Origin of the sequence: Janthinobacterium violaceinigrum, assembly GCF_009208555.1 — a bacterium.
In the GTDB taxonomy this organism is placed as follows: domain Bacteria; phylum Pseudomonadota; class Gammaproteobacteria; order Burkholderiales; family Burkholderiaceae_D; genus Janthinobacterium; species Janthinobacterium violaceinigrum.
Genome location: NZ_WFLI01000011.1, coordinates 80,264 through 96,566, shown reverse-complemented (window position 1 = coordinate 96,566; position 16,303 = coordinate 80,264). Strand labels below are relative to the sequence as shown.

Genomic DNA, 16,303 nt, shown 5'->3' with positions numbered 1-16,303 from the left:
GTCAGGCTATTGTAGCGATGCGTTATGGCAATACGGCAAACTGTACCTGATGCGACGAAAATGCGCCGTTTGTCTAGAGCGCTGCCAGCTGGCCCAGGTGGGCAGGGAAATCCACGGCCGGTCCCGCCGCATTGACGGTGTCGAAGTAATCGTGCCAGCCCGTGGCGGCGATGCCGGCCAGCAAGGCATCCAGTGCCGCCTCGTCCGGGAAGCGCCAGACGGCATAGAATTGCTGCGGCGCTCCGTGCAGCTTGCCGCCGTCGAGCGCGCCCATGGCCAGCGCTTCGGCGCCCATGCCGGACAAGGCCGCCATGCCGGCGCCCACCGCATCGAAATACGCCTGACGCGCAGCGGCGTCGAGGGCCAGCCAGGCGGGTTTCGGGCTGTACAGTTCCAACAGATAATGCATGGTTGCTCCTTGGGTAATCAATCGTCAGGCCAGCGAGCGCTGGGCCCGCTTGCAGATGCGCTGCGTGGCCGCACTGGCACTGTCCTGCAGCCAGTGCGCGCACAGGGCACGCACCCAGTCCGGCTGGCTTTTGGCTGCATCGTTGAGCCAGTTGGCCACGGAATCCTGCACGTAAACGGCCGGGTCCACCCGCAATGCTTGCAACAGGGGCAAGGCCAGCTGCGGCTGCGCTTTTAGCTGGGCAATATGCGCGCACCACACGCCGCGCGGGCGCAGCGCTTCGCAGGCAAAGCGGCGCACTCGTTCCGACGGGTCCGCCGTCCATGGGACCAGCAGCGCGATGGCATCCGCGAGCTCGGCAGCGAGCCGGGGCCGCAGCGCCAGCCACGCCCACTCGCGCACGCCGAAGTGCCCGTCGTCGGCCAGTGGCCGCATGGCCGCCAGCAGTTGCGGCAAGGTCAAGCCGGTTTGGGCTGCGATGGCAAAGCAGACCCAGCCCCGCACCGTGTCGGACGGGTGCGTTTGCAGCGGCGCCAGGTCGGCGTTGGCTTCCAGCAGCAATTGCGCCGCCAGCGCCATGCGCCTCGTGATGCCGGCCGCCGCGTGCGCATGCATGCGCTCCAGCCGGCCGGCGCCGATACCGGGCACCGCGGCGGCCAGCAGCACGGCGAAATCGATGGCCAGCCCTTCCGTCAGGGTGGCGCTGGCCACGCTCCCCCCGTTCAGCAGGGCCAGGCGCGCGGGAGCGATGTCGGCGATGCCGCCGCTCATGGCGCGCCCTGCGTGTCGCCGCTGTCCGTCTTGCGCCAGGCTTTTTCCAGCAGCGAACTCAGCAACTGCATTTCTTGCTGCGTGAAATCGGCAAACAGGCTGGCGATCCATTGCGCATGTTCATCAACCAGGGTCGCGGCCGCCGCTTCACCTTTGGCGCTCAGGCGTACCAGCAGCTTGCGCCGGTCGAGCTGGTCCGCGTGGCGGGCCAGGAAGCCGTCGCGCTCCAGGCCGTCGAGCAAGCCCGTGATGGTGCCGCGCGTCACGCCGGCCCGCTCGGCCAGTTCGTGCGGCGAGAGTCCCTTGGGCGCGTCGCGCAGCAGGAACAGCAAGACAAACTTGCCCTCCGACAAGCCGTGCCGGCCCAGGCGCGTGGCGCAATCGCCATCGATGGCGGATGCAAGGCCCAGCAATTCAAAGCACAGGCGCAACTGCCCCATGGCTGCGGGCACGCCCCCGCCGATGGCGCGGCGCTGCACGTCGCCCAGCAGGGCCGTGTATTTCTGTTCGAGTTTTATCATATGGCGCAATATAATATGGCACCATATTGAATGTCAAATGGAAAACCTGAACGGCTTTCCCATGCGCCTAGAACCGCGCCTTGTCCCTCGCCCACGCGACGATGGCTTGCGCATCGATGGCGCCCGGCTGGCGCGCCACTTCCACGCCCTTGCGAAACAGGGCCAGGGTGGGAATGCTGCGGATATTGAAACGGCTGCCCAGGTCCGGCGACGCCTCCGTATTCACCTTCACGACGCGAAACGCCGGTTCCAGGATCTTGGCGGCCTGCACATAGAATGGCGCCATACTGCGGCAGGGACCGCACCACGGCGCCCAGAAGTCCACCAGCACGGGAATGTCGCTGCGTTCGATATGCTTGAGGAAACGGGCGCTGGCCAGGTCCACGGGCTGCCCCATGAATAGCTCCTTCTGGCACTTGCCGCAGGTGGGCTGCTCGCCCAGCCGGGCATGGGGCAAGCGGTTGACGGCGTCGCAATGGGGGCAAACGATGTGCAGGGAATCGGGCGTGGTCGAGGTCATGGCATTCCTGAATGCAAGCAGGTTGAGTCGGCAAACAGGCATTCTACGGCGATTCGTGTGCCCTCAGGGCCGCCGCGCACGATTGACAGCGGATAATTGTTGCCTGGCCATAAATACTGCGTAATATGCATCATTATCGGATTGCCGTCCCCTGCCCGGGACGACACTGCCAGCCCACGCAAGGAAACCCATGCACATGACCGCTCCCCCGGCGCACGCTGCGCTCGACGCCACCTTGGCACGCCAGCGCGCCGCCTACCTGGCCCATCCCGTGCCCACGCTTGCCGAGCGCAGGCGCGACCTGCAAACCTTGCAGCGCTTCATCCGCGACCACAAGGAAGCGCTGTGCGAGGCGATCAGCGCCGATTACGGCAACCGTTCCCGGCACGAAACCTTGCTGGCAGAGATCTTTCCCGCCATCGACGGCATCGACCACGTCCTGAAACATTTGAAAAAATGGATGCGGCCACAGCGCCGTGGCGTGGACTGGCGCAATTTCCTTGGCGCCCGCAACCGCGTGATTCCGCAGCCGCTGGGCGTGGTGGGCGTCATCGTGCCGTGGAATTTCCCCGTCAACCTGAGCCTGGTGCCTCTGACCTACATCTTCGCCGCCGGCAACCGCGCCATGGTCAAGATGAGCGAAAACTCGCGCCACCTGGCCCGGCTGCTGATCGACAGGATGCCCGCTTATTTTCCGCGGGAAAAATTGCAGTTTTTTGATGAAACGGGCGGCGTGGGCATCGCTTTTTCGCAACTGCCGTTCGACCACCTGTTGTTTACAGGGTCCGGCCAGACGGGCCGGGCCGTCATGGCGGCCGCCGCGCACAATCTGTGCCCCGTCACCCTGGAACTGGGCGGCAAGGCGCCGGCCATCGTCTGCGCCGATTTCGACTTGCGCACGGCTGCCGAACGCATCTTGTTCGTCAAGTTCCTGAACGCGGGGCAAATCTGCACCAGCGTCGACCATGCCTGGCTGCCCGAAGCGGGCATCGCCGCTTTCGTCGAGCATGCGCGCCAGATCGTGCCCACGCGCTACCCGCGGCTGGACACGCCCGACTACACTTCCATCATCGACGAGGCCGCCTTTGAACGCCTGCTGCAGGCGCTCGACGAAGCGCGCGCACGGGGCGCGCAAGTGATTTCGCTGTTGCCGGGCCCAAGCCACGACCGGGCCACGCGCAAGATCGCGCCGCACATCGTGCTCGACGCTCCCGAGGACTGCCTGCTGCTCACGCGCGAAATCTTCGGTCCCATCCTGCCGCTGCGCGGCTATGCGAACCTGGATACCGTGATCGACAGCATCAATGCGGGACCGCGCCCGCTGGCCATTTATCCGTTCAGCAAGCAGGCCCGCACGGTGCAGTTGCTGATCGACCGCGTGATGTCGGGCGGCGTGTCCGTCAACGACGCCCTGTTCCACGTGGGCCAGCACGACTTGCCGTTCGGCGGCGTGGGCGAGTCCGGCATGGGCCACTACCACGGCGTCGAAGGTTTTCACACCTTCAGCAAGCTGCGGCCCGTGTTCTACCAGGCCCGCTTCAGCACGCTAAAACTGCTGTGGCCGCCGTACGGCAAGCTGGCCAGCCGCGTGCTGGCCTTCCTCACGCGTTGATGCTTTACAGGAACAGCGAGGCGGCGATGGCCCACATCACGAGGGCGATGATGCCGTCGAGCACGCGCCAGGCCATGGGCTTGGCAAACACGGGCGCCAGGTAGCGGGCGCCAAAGCCCAGCAGGAAGAACCACAGGGCCGACGCCATGATGGCGCCGCCGGCAAAGTAGAAGCGTCCCACGCCTTCATGTTGGCCGCCGATCGAACCGAGCAGGATGACCGTATCGAGGAAGGCGTGCGGGTTCAGCAGGCTGAACGCCAGCGCCGCGCCGATCACGGCCCAGTAGCCTTCGGGCGACTTGGCCGCCGACACCGTCATGGCCGTGGGGCGCCAGGCGGACTTGGCCGCACGCAAGCCATAGGCGATCAGGAAGGTGGCACCGCCGGCCTTGGCCCACAGCAGGAAATTAGGGTTGTCGGCAATGAAAGTGCCCATGCCGGCCACGCCGGCCGTGATCAGGATGGCGTCGCACACCAGGCAAACCAGGATGCAGGTGAGCACGTAGTGGCGCTTCAAGCCCTGTTTGAGCAAGAATGCGTTTTGCGTGCCGATGGCCACGATCAGGCTCGCTCCGAGCCCCATGCCTTTCAAGAAAATTGCGCTATCCATCATCATTCCTTTCTATTGCTTTCCATCACGCGCACGGCCGCCCACGCTCTGCCGCTAGCGGCAAAGGCATCAAAAGGTAGGTGGAGGGTGAGGCGGTACCAGCAGGACCGCGCGGCAGAGTGGAGTTGTTACCCTATTTCAACAGTGTAAAGAAAAAGTAAATATAAGTATAATGAATGATTCTAACCATATATAAGAGTTTCTTATGCGCGTCGTCGATTACCGTGGATTGGCCGCCCTCGACGCCGTGATCGGCCTGGGCAGCTTTGAAAAGGCCGCGCAGGCGCTGGCGATCAGCCAGCCGGCCGTGTCGCAGCGCATCCGCACCCTGGAAAACCTGGAAGGCACCCTGCTGATCATCCGCAGCCACCCGCCCCTGCCCACGGAAGCGGGCCAGCGCCTGATCGCCCATTACCGGCAAGTCAAGCTGCTCGAAGCGGCGCTCGACGCCCAGCCCGGCCCCACCACGCAATTGCCGGAGCTGGCCATTGCCGTCAACGCGGACAGCGCCGCCACCTGGATTCCGGAAGCGCTGGGGCCGCTGCTGACGCCGCCGTCATGCCTGCTCGATATCCGCCTCGACGACCAGGACCACACCCTGAGCCAGCTGCGCGAAGGACGCGTATTTGCCTGCGTCACCAGCGCCAACGACCTGGTGGCCGGCACCACGGCCACGCCGCTGGGCGGCATGCGCTACCTGTGCGTGGCGTCGCCCGCGTTCGCGCAGCAATGGTTTCCCCAGGGTTTTACGGTAGAGGCCGTCAGCCAGGCGCCCGCCATCACGTTTGGCAGCAAGGATGCGCTGCACGAGCGCTACCTGCAGCACCGCCTCGGCTACACGGGCCGCTATCCGCACCATGTGCTCGGTTCCGCGCGCGACTTCGTGCGCTTCATCGAAGCGGGCTATGCCTATGGCATGGTGCCCCTGCTGCAGGCGGAAACGGCGCTGGCGGCCGGCAGGCTGGTCGACGTGGCGGCCGGACAGGCACTCGATGTGCCCCTGACCTGGCACGCCTGGGATATCCAGACACCCCTCACGCGCACCTTGTCCGATGCCGTCATCGCCACGGCACGCAAGTGGCTGTTACAGGATTAATTGACGCATGCAACCGTTATCTATGCCAAATTGCAACTTCCCCGTGCGCGCCCTGCCCTGCCTGGCCTACACTGCAAACATCATTCATCAGAATCAGGAGCTGGCATGACGATCCTGCGCACCACCTTGCTCGGCTTGCTGGCAGCCATCCCGCTGGCTGCCGGCCTGGCCGCCTGCTCGCCCTTGACGGCCATCAATGCCTTGTCGTCCGGCAGCGCCTCGCAAGTGACGCGGGACCTGGCCTACGGTCCCTTGCCACGGCAAAAACTCGATGTCTACGCCCCCAAGATCCGTACGGGGCCCGTGCCCGTGGTGGTGTTCTTTTATGGCGGCAACTGGACGACGGGTGAACGCGCCGACTACGCCTTCGTGGGCCACGCGCTCGCCGCGCGCGGCTACCTGGCCGTGATCGCCGACTACCGGCTGTATCCGGAGGTGCACTACCCCGAAATCTTGCAGGATGCGGCCCGCGCCGTGGCCTGGGCCGCGATGGAGTCCAGCCGCCATGGCGGCGATCCCGCGCGCCTGTTCGTGATGGGCCATAGCGCGGGCGCCTACAATGCGGCGATGGTGGCGCTCGACGCCAGCCTGCTGGCGCGCCACGGCATGCACCCGCACGACTTGCGCGGCTGGATAGGCCTGGCCGGCCCCTATGATTTCCTGCCCATCGAAAACACCACCACCCGGCCCGTCTTCTTTTACCCGGACACGCCCGCCTCTTCGCAGCCCATCCATCACGTGACTGCCGAGGCCCCGCCCGCCCTGCTGATCGCGCCCCTGCCTGGCCGGGACAAGCTGGTCAATCCACAACGCAACACAGGTGGCCTGGCCCAGGCTTTGCGGGCGCAGCAACGGCCCGTGACAGAAACATATTTCGACAAGGTCAGCCATACCACCCTGGTCGCCTCGCTGGCCAGCCCCTTGCGCATGCTGGCCCCCACGCTCGACGCTGTGAGCGCTTTTATCGATGCCAACAGCAAGGTGGAGACCGCGCTGACGCCGCAAGCCATGGTCTTGCCGAAAAGCCCCGCCACGCCGCAAAGCGCTGTCACGGAGTAAAGTCCTGCAACGGTACAAGGCTCTGCAACGGAACATGCTTCTGCAACGGAACAAGGTCCTGCAACGGCACACAGTCCTGCGTCGAAGCAAGGCACCGCCCCCCAGGCTGCGGCGGTGTACAAGGCGCCCCACGACAAAACGCCCGTCCCCTGAAGGACGGGCGCTCTGCCCGGACCAATAACGCAATGAATGGCAGCACGGATGGCTGCATGAATGGCGCCACCAGCAGCACCACGCTGCGTGACGGCCAGCCGCATCGCAGGGCTATCACCCGGGGCTCTACCGCGAGGCTCTAACCAGGGGCTCAGCGCCCAGGATGCGGATCAGCCGCCAGCAACGGCCCGCTTACTCTTTACGGCTGGCGCTGCTGCTTTTGCTTTGTGCGGAGCCGGCTTGCGATACGCTGCCGCTGACCGAGCTTTCGCTGCCGGCCGACTGCTGGCTGCCCTGCTGGCCGGCGCTTTGCAGGCTTTGGCCGTCACGGCTCGCGCCACGCTGCTGGTCGCGGTTGGCGCCGTTTTGATGGTAGGCCTGGAACGGTTCGGCAATGCGCTGCATGGCTTCCTGTTGCTTGCGCACGTTTTTCTCCGTTTCTTCCGAAGCCGTACGGGCCACTTCCTCGGCCAGCGCCTTGGCGGTACGGCTCGTTTCATTCACATGCCGCTCTGCCACATTGGCCAGTTCGACCTGCGTATCGGCGGCCAGGCGCGATACCTGCTGCTGGTACTTGCGCAGTTGCTCGGCGGCTGGCTGGCCCGCTGCGGCAGCCACCTGGAACACATCTTCGGCGCGCTCGACCGTCAGCAGGTTCTGGCTGGTGACCGTGCTTTCTTCCAGCAAGCCTTGCGCCAGTTGCATGTTCAGGTCGTTAAAGTGCTGCACCGACTGGAACAGGGACTTCGACAGGCCATTGAAAAAAGCCAGTTGCGCTTCCAGGTGGTTTTTGGCGGCGGGGGTAACACTACGGGAATATGGATACATGGAGTTCCTCATTAAATAGCGGTTGGGTGGACAGAAACAGGTGGCGACGCGATCAGCTGTCGAACCGCTAGGCAGACGGCCGGGCTACGCCACGAAGCGCGAAAAAACATATCCGATTGGTGGAGAGATGCTTTGCAACGCGAGTCCCAAGGCTACGTGAGCTCCGCAGGTGAGGGATGATCTGGATCAAATGTACGCTAGGCTGCGTAGAAAGTTTTGGCTGGACGGCTTGCCCTTGGCAAACGTCAGTGACGGAGAAGCAAATTTGTGCCAGACGGGCTCAGCGAGTGGCGCCCGTGCCCGGCACGACGGGCTTGTAGCCATGGCTGCGCAGCGACGCTTCCAGCCAGCGGTTGCCGTACCAGCCGCGCGCCAGCAGGTAACTGAGTTCCGCGCCGGCCATCAGCAGCATCATCGGGCCGATGCGCAGTTCGCTGGCCAGATGGCTGCCAAACCACAGGCAGGCATCCATGGCCAGCATCAGCAGCAACAGCCACCAGCGGCGCTTGGCCACGGCCCAGAACGAGCCCAGCAACAGCGCCGGCCAGGAGAATCCCGCTTTCACATAGGCATAGCGGCCCGCATCGTCGGCAAACAGGGTGGCGCTGTGCTTCATGCTGCTCTCGTCAAGGAATAAATGATGTCAGGACTCGGGGTGGTGGCAGACGGCTTCGACATTGTGACCATCGGGCCCCAGCACGAAAGCTCCGTAGTAATTCGGGTGATAGATGGCGCGGATACCGGGCGCGCCGTTATCCTTGCCGCCCGCTTCCAGCGCGGCCTGGTAAAAGGCATCCACCTGGGCACGGTTGTCTGCCGTGAAGGCGAGATGCATGCCGGCATGCGGCGCGGCGCCCTCGCCGAACCAGAAATCAGGCTTGCTATCCTTGCCAAGGCCGACCCAGCCCTGCACTTCCATCACCACCGACACGCCCAAGGGCGCCAGGGCGGCTGAAAAAAAGGCCTTGCTGGCCTGTGCATCGCTGACATTCAAACCGATGTGATCAAGAATCATGCTGGCGCTCCTTTGGAAGTGATAGAACAGGCCGCACAGTATGCGCCAACATTGCCTTTTCAGCAAGCAAAACTACAGGTCCGGCGCATAGCGGGCAACCATCTGTTCCTGCGTTTCCCGCGGCCCGCTGCCGCCTGTCTGGTCCTGAATCATCTGACCCATCGTCGGCAGGACGCTGCGTTCCACCTGGGCCGCGCTGTCCCACAGGCGCGAACGCATGAGGGCCTTGGCGCAATGCAGATACGCCTCGGCCACGCGCAGGCGCATGACCAGGCGCGGCGGGTTGCGTTCGCCGGCGAAGTGCGCCAGCAGCGCAGGATGGTCGCTGAGGCTGGCTTCGCCATTCACGCGCAAGGTTTCATCGACGCCGGGGATCATGAACAGCAGCCCCGCCCTGCCCGTCTCGGCAATATTGCTGAAGCTGTCGAGGCGGTTATTGCCCTTGGCATCGGGCAACAGCAAGGTCTGGGGATCGAGCACCTGCACGAAACCGGGCGCCCCGCCGCGCGGCGAGGCGTCGAGCTGGCCGCCAGCGCCGCCCGTGGCCAGCACGGCGAACGGCGACAGCCCGATGAAGGCGATGCAATGCGGGTCGAGGCGGTCGAGCTGTTTGCTCAGCGCCCGCCCCTGCACGGGCGGATAATGCGCGCGCAGTTGCTCCAGGGTGATGGCCACGCGCCTGCCTTGCCTAGCGCAGGTTGCCCGTATGGCCCAGCGAATAGCGGCCCGGCTGCGGCCACACGGTCAGGCCGTGCGGCTCCTGGCCGACTTTCACTTTGGAAACGTCGCCACTGTTCGTATCGATGCGGTACACCACATCGTCGAAGCGGCCGGACAGCCACAGATACTTGCCATCTGCACTCACATTGCCCATGTCGGGGCTGCCGCCACCGGGGATCGGCCAGTTCGCCACCACTTTTTCGGTGGCGAAATCGATCACGCTGACGCTGCCCTTGCCCTTCGGCTTGCCATGGATGCGGTGCGTGCCCCGGTTGGCCACGTACAATTTCTTGCCGTCACGGCTAGGGTACAAGCCATGCGCGCCCACGCCCGTCTGGATGAAGCCGATTTCCTTCAGGGTGGCGCCATCGACGATGTGCACGCCGTCGGCGTCCATGTCGGCGATAAAGAATTTCTTGCCATCCGGCGAGATGCGTATGTCTTGCGGCATGCCCTTCTTGACGCTGCAGATCTCATTTGCGGGACCGCCCACGGGGCCGGACTCGGCAAAGCGCTTGGCCGGCATCTGCAATTTCAGATAGCCGTCGACCTTGCGGCCCACCAGGTCGATCTTGGCAATGGTGCCGTCGAACTCGCAGGTGAACATGGCGTAGCGGCCATCGTTCGAGAAATCGGCATGGTTGATGCCGCCGCACTGGGGCGTGTCGATCGAATACTGCACGGCCATGGTCTTCGGATCGCGGAAATCGAGGCGGTGGCGCGCTTCGGCCACGACGATGGCCGACTTGCCGTCCGGCGTGTAATACATATTGTAAGGGTCGTCCACGGGCACTTCCTTGCCCGGCTTGCCGCTCAAGGGGTCGATCGGCGTCAGACTGCCCTTGTCCGTGCGTTCCGCATTGTTCGCCACCCACAGGGTGCGCAAGTCCCACGACGGCACCACGTGCTGCGGGCCGCTGCCGACCTTGAACTTGTCCACCACTTTCAGGCTGTCCTGGTCGATCACGTAGACATCGTTCGAGCGCAGGTTGGGCACGTAGACCCTGCGCAAGTGATCCTTGACGACGGGACTCATATTGCTGCTGGCAATGCTGCCATACACGTTTTTCGGATCGACCAGCGGCGGCATGCCCGGCAACGGAGAATACGCGGCCGCCGGAGCAGCGGCGGCAGGTGCCGGCGTGCTGGCGCCGATGACCTGGCTGGCCACGCCCAGGCCAGCCAGTGCGGCAGCCAGAGCAGACAAGGTGACGATGGTGCGTCGTTGAGATTTTTTCATGTGATTTCGCGTCTTTTCGTTGCAAAAGCCGGAAGTTCAACACTTCCAGCGGAATATCAAATCGGTCTATGAATTCAGTCGTACGAATGCTCGTCTTGCTAATTACTTGCGTTGCAGCAACTGCTTAATGGCAGCCACCGAGGTATCCACCTGCAGCTTGATGCCGATCTGGCCCAGCTCGGCCGTGGCACGCGTGGCGTCGCCGCGCACGCCGTCCGCCACGCCGGGCTTGGGTCCGCGGGCCATGGCCTCGCTGCGCACCAGCGACGGGTCCGTCGCCAGCATCAGCGCCGCGTCCGCCAAGCCTGCGTGCAGGCCTATCTCGGCGCTGCTGTAGCCGCGTTTCTGTAGTTCGGCAATATATTGCGATTGCGTGATGTCATAGTAATCGAGCAAGGCATAGGCGCGCGCTTCCTTGCCCGTGGAAGCCTTGCCCCAGGCGCGATTCAGTTTATTGGCCACATTCTGCTCGTTTTTTTGATAGCCGCCATGGTCGCCAAGAAAAATGATGTCGCGGAAACCATGCTGGCGCAAGCTGGCGGCTGCCCCTTCCAGCACGGCTTCGAAGGCGGCTGGCGGTATCGAGATCGTGCCGGCAAAGCGCATGTGGCCGGCCGGCGGGGTAATACTGCCTTCCGGCACGTAGGAAACGATGGGCGCGACGATGGTATTGCCCAGCTTTTGCGCAATCTGCCGCGCCAGCATCCCGGCGCGCACATTGTGCTTGCCCAGCGCGATATACGGCCCACTCTGCTCCACGCCGCCAATCGGCACCAGCACGGTGGTCGCGCCGTGGTCTATGCGGCTGCGCAACTCGGTGCTGGTCAGTTCTTCCAGCATGACGCTGCTGCTAGCTGGCGTGGCCGCCGTGACGGGTGCTGCATGAATCAGGAACAACAGGGTCAGGGCAAACAGCGAGCCGAATGGCTTGGACAGACGGGAAGGTGCGCGGGGCACCTGTGGCAGGGGGAACTGCAGAGTCATAAGCAAACATCTTTCCAAGGTCAAAGCGTGACGCCGTGCCCGGCCTTGCCAGGCAAGCTGGCTGCCACGCAGGAATTGTATTCCATCATGACAGGAACGGCACGTTAATTTGCTACGGTGCTTTGCAAGGAATTGACGAGGGGAAACTAAGTACAAAGTGCTGCCCAAAGAAGCAGCAGACATGGGCCTTGCGCGGCATGGACGACGAGCGCGGCGGCAGAAACGCCGCCGCGAGTCGCTCCTCTGCATCTTGCAGGCGATGCAGCTTTACTTCTGCGCCTCGATGGCTTGTCAGGCAGCATGATTGACGGCTTCGTTGCGTTTCTCCGCATATGCCTTGAGCGACAACATCGTTCTGGGCAACCCTTCCCTGACTTGCCTGGCAACTCCCGGCCCGAACAGAAAGGCCAGCGCGCCCGTAAACCACACGCGGTGCGCGACTTCCGACCCGCCCTCGACGGCAGCGACCTTGTGCTCGAAGTGAATGCGGAACAAGGGGATGTAACCCTCGACGGTGAATGAACGCCCTGCGGTACGCTCGGTGACCAGCAGCGGAATCCCCATTCCCTTGCTGGGAACGATCCGGCCATGTGTTCCCACGGCGAATGGCCCGTTGAGCCGGGCTTGCTTCGTATCCGGATCCCACAAATGCCATCGATCAACCTCGCTCCAGATCTGGTCGATGACCGCGGGCGGGACGGCAATGCGGATGTTTTCTTCGATATGCATCAATTGGGGAATCTCCATATCATTTCAATGAAAGTAACGGGGACCTTCCATCCGGCGCCGCGCGGTGCCAGGATATTGGCCAACGAATAGCATTCATCATGCCGTATCGCCATGATAATTGCGCCGATCAAAACATCTTCTTCCGGCAAAAAAAAACACCGTCGCCATTCTTTTTTTCTCGATAGAAAAAATACTTGCTGGGGATGCAGGATACACTGTAATTTGTCTGCCATATCAACATAAGCGGATTACGCTTGCATTTGTCGCCGACAGAAAAGGGGCACGATGACAGCCTGGCTCGAGAGACATAGCCATGATCCTATTGAATTTTGAGAGATTATGAACGCAACACATTGGAGGGTTCAGGAGCTCATCCATTACTCAGCGGATATCGCCTGGCTTAACGCCGAGGGTGCCCGCCGCGCATATGATTTGGCGGGCCTTCATGATTCGAAGACACATCTCGGCCTGGACGCCAATACCGTCAGCGCAATCGAACGGCTCGCATTCGGGAATGACTCGGCCAGTGGCACCAACTGGCTGCGTGCCCGTGTGCCGGGAAATCAGCAGGTCGTCGTGGTGTTTGGAGAGGACGAATGCTTCTTGTGCAGCAGCGTATTCCTGGTCGAGAATTGGCGGGATATTTTTGTTCCCTCACGTGACGATGCGATGATCTATTCGAACGACACGCCGTTTATCCTGTTTTATTGCCATGAAAATGAATTCGAGCTGGGACAGCGGCTTGTCTTTGATTAAAAACTGAGTTCGGCCAAGAGCGGCCATGAGAAAGCAATGATAGCAATGACCAGGAAAATTAAAACAAGATAACAAACGGATCTGGCAAAAAACCATAGTTCAAGCCGATTAGAAATAAATACTGACTGCGAGCCCTGCTCTGCTCTGGAGTTTTTTCAACACAATTGGCCAAAAGCGGTCATTCGCGGTAGCGTGACAATTTGTGAGTTTTTCTGCTTGGCAATCCGTTATGCTCTGGTGCCTCTATCGTCCAGAAGCAACCGTTCAGGAGCATTAAAGTAGGTTGCTCGGACGTATCGCTAAGTCGACTTCCCAACGTATTTAAACCATCCAACCTAGATAAAACTAATGGAAAACAACGCCCCAAACTTTCTTGTCTCATTTCTTCCGCTAGTATTTATGTCGCTAATGATGGCAGTTTCTGCTTATCTTCTAGCAAAGGATAAAGGACGGAATGCACTGCTTTGGACAGTTCTATCGTTGATTCCAATCGTGAACTTCGCTTGCATCTGGTATTTCATTGGGGCGTCTAATTTGAAGCTTGAGCGTAAGCTCGATGCATTGATGGTCCAGCTCAACGGAACGGCGATGAAATCGTAGGTGTGGAATCGGCCAATACCAGACGTTACGTGATGGAGAAATACACTCATACGCTTGTGACTGGGCTTTTGACGTTGGGCCAAGCTACAAGAAGGTGGTAGTAGGCCCACTAGATGCCTCAATCCGCTTCAATCCAACATTCAAAACAGAAATGCGAAAAATAAATTTGCCTATGGCCTGCATCAAGCTGATACCCCTCCTGCTTTTGGCCGCCGTTGCCAGCTGCGGCGGCGGTGGTTCCGCTCCCACCAATACCCCCGCGGCGTCAAACGCGCCATCTATTTCTGCCCAGCCATTGAGCATTTCTGCCCCTGAAGGCGGCAGTGTTACTTTTTCCGTGACTGCCACCGGCACAGCGCCCCTTAGTTACCAATGGCAGCGTAACGGTAGCGACGTGGTTGGCGCCACCTCCGCGCAATACATGCTGCAAGTGCAGGTGAGTGATAATGGCACCCTGTGGACGGTTATCGTGCGAAACAGCGCGGGAAGCATCACCAGCTCCGCCGCCAAACTGACCGTGGCAAGCAAGTCATTGCTGGCGGGCGCCATAGCAGGTAACAGCTTCAATGGCCACGTCGACATCAAAGGTATCGCTGTGGATGACAATGGTGCCATCTACTTATCCAACCGAGCAGACGACAGTCATTTGCGGGTGGTGACACAACAAGGCGTGTCACACATGCTGACATTGACAGCCGCCGCCGGTGATGCCACTGCGCAGCTGTCGCAGGTGGTCTCGCTGACACGTGATGCCATGGGAAACATGTACGCGACCGACCAAGGCTGCGTGATACACAAGATCAGCCCCGCAGGTCTGTTGACTACGCTGGCCGGCAGTTCCAGCTGCGGCGCGGCAGATGGCAAAGGAACAGCCGCCAGCTTTGACTCCATGCTGGCGATTACTGTGGATGCCAGCGGCAGTGTCTATGTGGGCGGAGGGGCCTCCATCCGCAAAATCACTCCTGACGGCACTGTCACCACCTTGGCTGGCATCTCGCGGACATATGGTACGTCCGACGGCGATGCCAAGTCCGCGCGTTTCGGCGGGATCAGTGGCATCGCGGTGGATACCGCCGGAGCGATTTATGTCGCCGATGCCGGCAGCAATATCAATGGCATCGTTGGCAGCCGGATCCGCAAGTTGACCCCCGCCGGGATCGTATCTACGCTGGCTGGCGGCAGCGCCTACGGCTCCGCCGATGGCGCGGGTGCGGTGGCCACCTTCAGCTCCCTGAACGGCTTAACCATCGATAAGCAGGGCAATCTGTTTGTCGCTGACGAGGGAAATCATACGATCCGAAAAATCACCCCGGCAGGCGTCGTATCGACGCTGGCAGGCACCGCCTCACAACTGCGTCCTGCCGTGGCTGATGGCATAGGTGCGGCTGCGCGATTCAACTTGCCATACGGGCTGGCCGTGGACGGCGCTGGCAATGTATACGTGTCAGATTCCAATCCCGGCCTGCAGCTCAATGGCGTGCGTAAGATTACCCCAGCGGGGGAAGTCACCACCATCACCGGCAACAACGCTGGCATTGGAGTCACAGACGGCTTGGCCAGCGAGGCCCGCTTCGCCGGGCCACAAGCGATCGCTTTGCACAGCGACGGCACCCTCTTTGTCGCTGATACCGGCAATCAGTTGATACGCAGGGTCAGCGCTGTCGGGGTCACTAGCACCTTGGCAGGCAACCCGGGCCATGGCTCCTTCCTGAGTTCGGGCGATGGCACCGGCGCGCAGGCGACATTTGCACAGCCCGCCGGTATCGTTGTAGGCAGTGATGGCGTCGCCTACATAGCCGACGCCTTTCGTAACACCATCCGCAGGGTCGGCAATGACGGAGTCGTGACCACTTTGGCCGGTAGTTACGAAAACAGGAGCCGGCCCACTGATGGCCAGGGCGCCAAAGCAGGATTCTCCAGCACCAACGGGATTGCGATTGATGGCAACGCTACTTTATACGTCGCAGACTATCAAGCCGTCCGCAAGGTCGATGCCAACGGCAACGTCACTACGCTGACAGGCACTCTGGGGGGCGGGAGCGGAGGCACTGCCGACGGCAGCTTGGCACAGGCGCGCTTCGGCTACCTGAGGGCGATAGCCTTTGACGCCAGCGGCAATTTGTACCTGACGGATTCGCTCAATCACAATGTGCGCAAGATCACGCCAGCCGGTGTCGTGACCACGCTGGCCGGAACAACTGGCGTCGCCGGCGACGCGGACGGCAGAGGCAGCGCTGCAAGCTTCAACGGGCCGCATGGCATCGCACTTGATAAGGCTGGCAATGTATATGTCGCCGATACGGAGAACAACCTTGTACGGAGAATTAGTACCAGCGGCGAGGTCACCACGGTGGCTGGCACGCGTGGATTGACCGGCAACACGCTCGGCGCCTTCGCTGGTGCCCTGAATCGGCCGATGGGACTGGCATTCGACGCCAACGGTGCCTTGCTGGTGACATCAGCGAATGGCGTCTTCAAGCTGCCACTTTAAGGAAGTTATAGGGCCGCCGCCCTTGTGCATTGGCGCCGTCAGGTTCGGCCTTAAAATGTGGCGTTGCGATCATTTTGACACGCGGGACAGTGTCAGCTTCGAAGGATACGCGGCAGGCGGCTTTTGGGCGGTTTCAGGCGAGAGTGAGAGTCTGTGATTTTTACAGTTGGACAAGCTGCTATGCCGAGC

Annotated in this window: 17 protein-coding genes; 5 read left to right on the top strand and 12 right to left on the bottom strand. The window is 61.8% G+C overall.

Annotation, left to right across the window (positions count from 1 at the left end; all coding sequences use genetic code 11):
- Nucleotides 1-73: 73 nt before the first annotated feature.
- From GCN75_RS12000 to trxC, 4 genes are all read right to left on the bottom strand, one after another.
- On the bottom strand, nucleotides 74-409 hold the full coding sequence (locus GCN75_RS12000; protein WP_152282718.1) for a DUF6616 family protein: 336 nt from the start codon (nucleotides 407-409) through the stop codon (nucleotides 74-76).
- Nucleotides 410-433: 24 nt separating this feature from the next.
- Entirely contained in the window at nucleotides 434-1,180 is a 747-nt protein-coding gene (locus tag GCN75_RS11995; protein WP_152282717.1) for a HEAT repeat domain-containing protein, read from the bottom strand.
- Nucleotides 1,177-1,698 carry a MarR family winged helix-turn-helix transcriptional regulator gene (locus tag GCN75_RS11990; protein ID WP_405002806.1) on the bottom strand — a complete coding sequence of 174 codons (522 nt, stop codon included), beginning with the start codon at nucleotides 1,696-1,698 and terminating at the stop codon, nucleotides 1,177-1,179. Before GCN75_RS11990 ends, GCN75_RS11995 begins: the two co-directional genes overlap by 4 nt.
- A gap of 70 nt (nucleotides 1,699-1,768) precedes the next feature.
- Nucleotides 1,769-2,221 carry a thioredoxin TrxC gene (gene trxC / locus GCN75_RS11985; protein ID WP_152282715.1) on the bottom strand — a complete coding sequence of 151 codons (453 nt, stop codon included), beginning with the start codon at nucleotides 2,219-2,221 and terminating at the stop codon, nucleotides 1,769-1,771.
- 196 nt (nucleotides 2,222-2,417) lie between these two features.
- Here trxC and GCN75_RS11980 point away from each other — a divergent pair, with 196 nt between their 5' ends.
- Entirely contained in the window at nucleotides 2,418-3,833 is a 1,416-nt protein-coding gene (locus GCN75_RS11980) for a coniferyl aldehyde dehydrogenase (RefSeq protein ID WP_226941319.1), read from the top strand.
- Between the two features lie 4 nt (nucleotides 3,834-3,837).
- Here GCN75_RS11980 and GCN75_RS11975 read toward each other — a convergent pair whose 3' ends face one another.
- Nucleotides 3,838-4,443, bottom strand: coding sequence for a LysE/ArgO family amino acid transporter (locus GCN75_RS11975; protein WP_152282713.1), 606 nt, complete (start codon nucleotides 4,441-4,443; stop codon nucleotides 3,838-3,840).
- Nucleotides 4,444-4,648: 205 nt separating this feature from the next.
- On the opposite strand from GCN75_RS11975, the gene GCN75_RS11970 reads away from it, so the two are divergent.
- Nucleotides 4,649-5,539 carry a LysR family transcriptional regulator ArgP gene (locus GCN75_RS11970; RefSeq protein WP_152256054.1) on the top strand — a complete coding sequence of 297 codons (891 nt, stop codon included), beginning with the start codon at nucleotides 4,649-4,651 and terminating at the stop codon, nucleotides 5,537-5,539.
- 105 nt (nucleotides 5,540-5,644) lie between these two features.
- On the top strand, nucleotides 5,645-6,598 hold the full coding sequence (locus GCN75_RS11965; protein WP_152282712.1) for an alpha/beta hydrolase: 954 nt from the start codon (nucleotides 5,645-5,647) through the stop codon (nucleotides 6,596-6,598).
- A gap of 345 nt (nucleotides 6,599-6,943) precedes the next feature.
- On the opposite strand, the gene GCN75_RS11960 is transcribed toward GCN75_RS11965, so the two are convergent.
- The 7 genes from GCN75_RS11960 to GCN75_RS11930 all read right to left on the bottom strand — a co-directional run bounded on the left by GCN75_RS11960 (nucleotide 6,944) and on the right by GCN75_RS11930 (nucleotide 12,285).
- Nucleotides 6,944-7,579, bottom strand: coding sequence for a phasin family protein (locus tag GCN75_RS11960; RefSeq protein ID WP_152282711.1), 636 nt, complete (start codon nucleotides 7,577-7,579; stop codon nucleotides 6,944-6,946).
- A 280-nt stretch (nucleotides 7,580-7,859) separates the two neighbouring features.
- On the bottom strand, nucleotides 7,860-8,195 hold the full coding sequence (locus tag GCN75_RS11955; RefSeq protein WP_152282710.1) for a hypothetical protein: 336 nt from the start codon (nucleotides 8,193-8,195) through the stop codon (nucleotides 7,860-7,862).
- Nucleotides 8,196-8,222: 27 nt separating this feature from the next.
- Nucleotides 8,223-8,594, bottom strand: coding sequence for a VOC family protein (locus tag GCN75_RS11950; protein ID WP_152282709.1), 372 nt, complete (start codon nucleotides 8,592-8,594; stop codon nucleotides 8,223-8,225).
- A gap of 72 nt (nucleotides 8,595-8,666) precedes the next feature.
- A complete protein-coding gene (locus GCN75_RS11945) occupies nucleotides 8,667-9,269 on the bottom strand; it encodes a pyridoxamine 5'-phosphate oxidase family protein (protein ID WP_152282708.1) in 603 nt (200 codons plus the stop codon).
- Between the two features lie 13 nt (nucleotides 9,270-9,282).
- Nucleotides 9,283-10,554, bottom strand: a complete 1,272-nt coding sequence (locus GCN75_RS11940) for a YVTN family beta-propeller repeat protein (protein WP_152282707.1) — start codon at nucleotides 10,552-10,554, stop codon at nucleotides 9,283-9,285.
- 102 nt (nucleotides 10,555-10,656) lie between these two features.
- Nucleotides 10,657-11,538, bottom strand: coding sequence for a creatininase family protein (locus tag GCN75_RS11935; RefSeq protein WP_152282786.1), 882 nt, complete (start codon nucleotides 11,536-11,538; stop codon nucleotides 10,657-10,659).
- A 291-nt stretch (nucleotides 11,539-11,829) separates the two neighbouring features.
- The gene (locus GCN75_RS11930; RefSeq protein ID WP_226941317.1) at nucleotides 11,830-12,285 is read right to left on the bottom strand and encodes an SRPBCC family protein; all 456 of its coding nucleotides are present in this window, start codon (nucleotides 12,283-12,285) and stop codon (nucleotides 11,830-11,832) included.
- A gap of 321 nt (nucleotides 12,286-12,606) precedes the next feature.
- On the opposite strand from GCN75_RS11930, the gene GCN75_RS11925 reads away from it, so the two are divergent.
- Entirely contained in the window at nucleotides 12,607-13,023 is a 417-nt protein-coding gene (locus GCN75_RS11925; protein WP_152282706.1) for a hypothetical protein, read from the top strand.
- Nucleotides 13,024-13,795: 772 nt separating this feature from the next.
- Nucleotides 13,796-16,114 (top strand): NHL domain-containing protein, encoded by a 2,319-nt coding sequence (locus tag GCN75_RS11920; RefSeq protein WP_193317475.1) that lies wholly within the window; start codon nucleotides 13,796-13,798, stop codon nucleotides 16,112-16,114.
- The last annotated feature ends 189 nt before the right edge of the window (nucleotides 16,115-16,303 follow it).

What these genes read in the sequence shown, in the direction of transcription:
- GCN75_RS11960 (WP_152282711.1), bottom strand. Translation starts at nt 7,579, where the DNA reads ATGTATCCATATTCCCGTAGTGTTACCCCCGCCGCCAAAAACCACCTG.
- GCN75_RS11930 (WP_226941317.1), bottom strand. Translation starts at nt 12,285, where the DNA reads ATGGAGATTCCCCAATTGATGCATATCGAAGAAAACATCCGCATTGCC.
- GCN75_RS11965 (WP_152282712.1), top strand. Translation starts at nt 5,645, where the DNA reads ATGACGATCCTGCGCACCACCTTGCTCGGCTTGCTGGCAGCCATCCCG.
- GCN75_RS11935 (WP_152282786.1), bottom strand. Translation starts at nt 11,538, where the DNA reads ATGACTCTGCAGTTCCCCCTGCCACAGGTGCCCCGCGCACCTTCCCGT.
- GCN75_RS11970 (WP_152256054.1), top strand. Translation starts at nt 4,649, where the DNA reads ATGCGCGTCGTCGATTACCGTGGATTGGCCGCCCTCGACGCCGTGATC.
- GCN75_RS11950 (WP_152282709.1), bottom strand. Translation starts at nt 8,594, where the DNA reads ATGATTCTTGATCACATCGGTTTGAATGTCAGCGATGCACAGGCCAGC.
- trxC (WP_152282715.1), bottom strand. Translation starts at nt 2,221, where the DNA reads ATGACCTCGACCACGCCCGATTCCCTGCACATCGTTTGCCCCCATTGC.
- GCN75_RS11920 (WP_193317475.1), top strand. Translation starts at nt 13,796, where the DNA reads ATGGCCTGCATCAAGCTGATACCCCTCCTGCTTTTGGCCGCCGTTGCC.
- GCN75_RS11955 (WP_152282710.1), bottom strand. Translation starts at nt 8,195, where the DNA reads ATGAAGCACAGCGCCACCCTGTTTGCCGACGATGCGGGCCGCTATGCC.
- GCN75_RS11925 (WP_152282706.1), top strand. Translation starts at nt 12,607, where the DNA reads ATGAACGCAACACATTGGAGGGTTCAGGAGCTCATCCATTACTCAGCG.
- GCN75_RS12000 (WP_152282718.1), bottom strand. Translation starts at nt 409, where the DNA reads ATGCATTATCTGTTGGAACTGTACAGCCCGAAACCCGCCTGGCTGGCC.
- GCN75_RS11980 (WP_226941319.1), top strand. Translation starts at nt 2,418, where the DNA reads ATGACCGCTCCCCCGGCGCACGCTGCGCTCGACGCCACCTTGGCACGC.
- GCN75_RS11995 (WP_152282717.1), bottom strand. Translation starts at nt 1,180, where the DNA reads ATGAGCGGCGGCATCGCCGACATCGCTCCCGCGCGCCTGGCCCTGCTG.
- GCN75_RS11975 (WP_152282713.1), bottom strand. Translation starts at nt 4,443, where the DNA reads ATGGATAGCGCAATTTTCTTGAAAGGCATGGGGCTCGGAGCGAGCCTG.
- GCN75_RS11940 (WP_152282707.1), bottom strand. Translation starts at nt 10,554, where the DNA reads ATGAAAAAATCTCAACGACGCACCATCGTCACCTTGTCTGCTCTGGCT.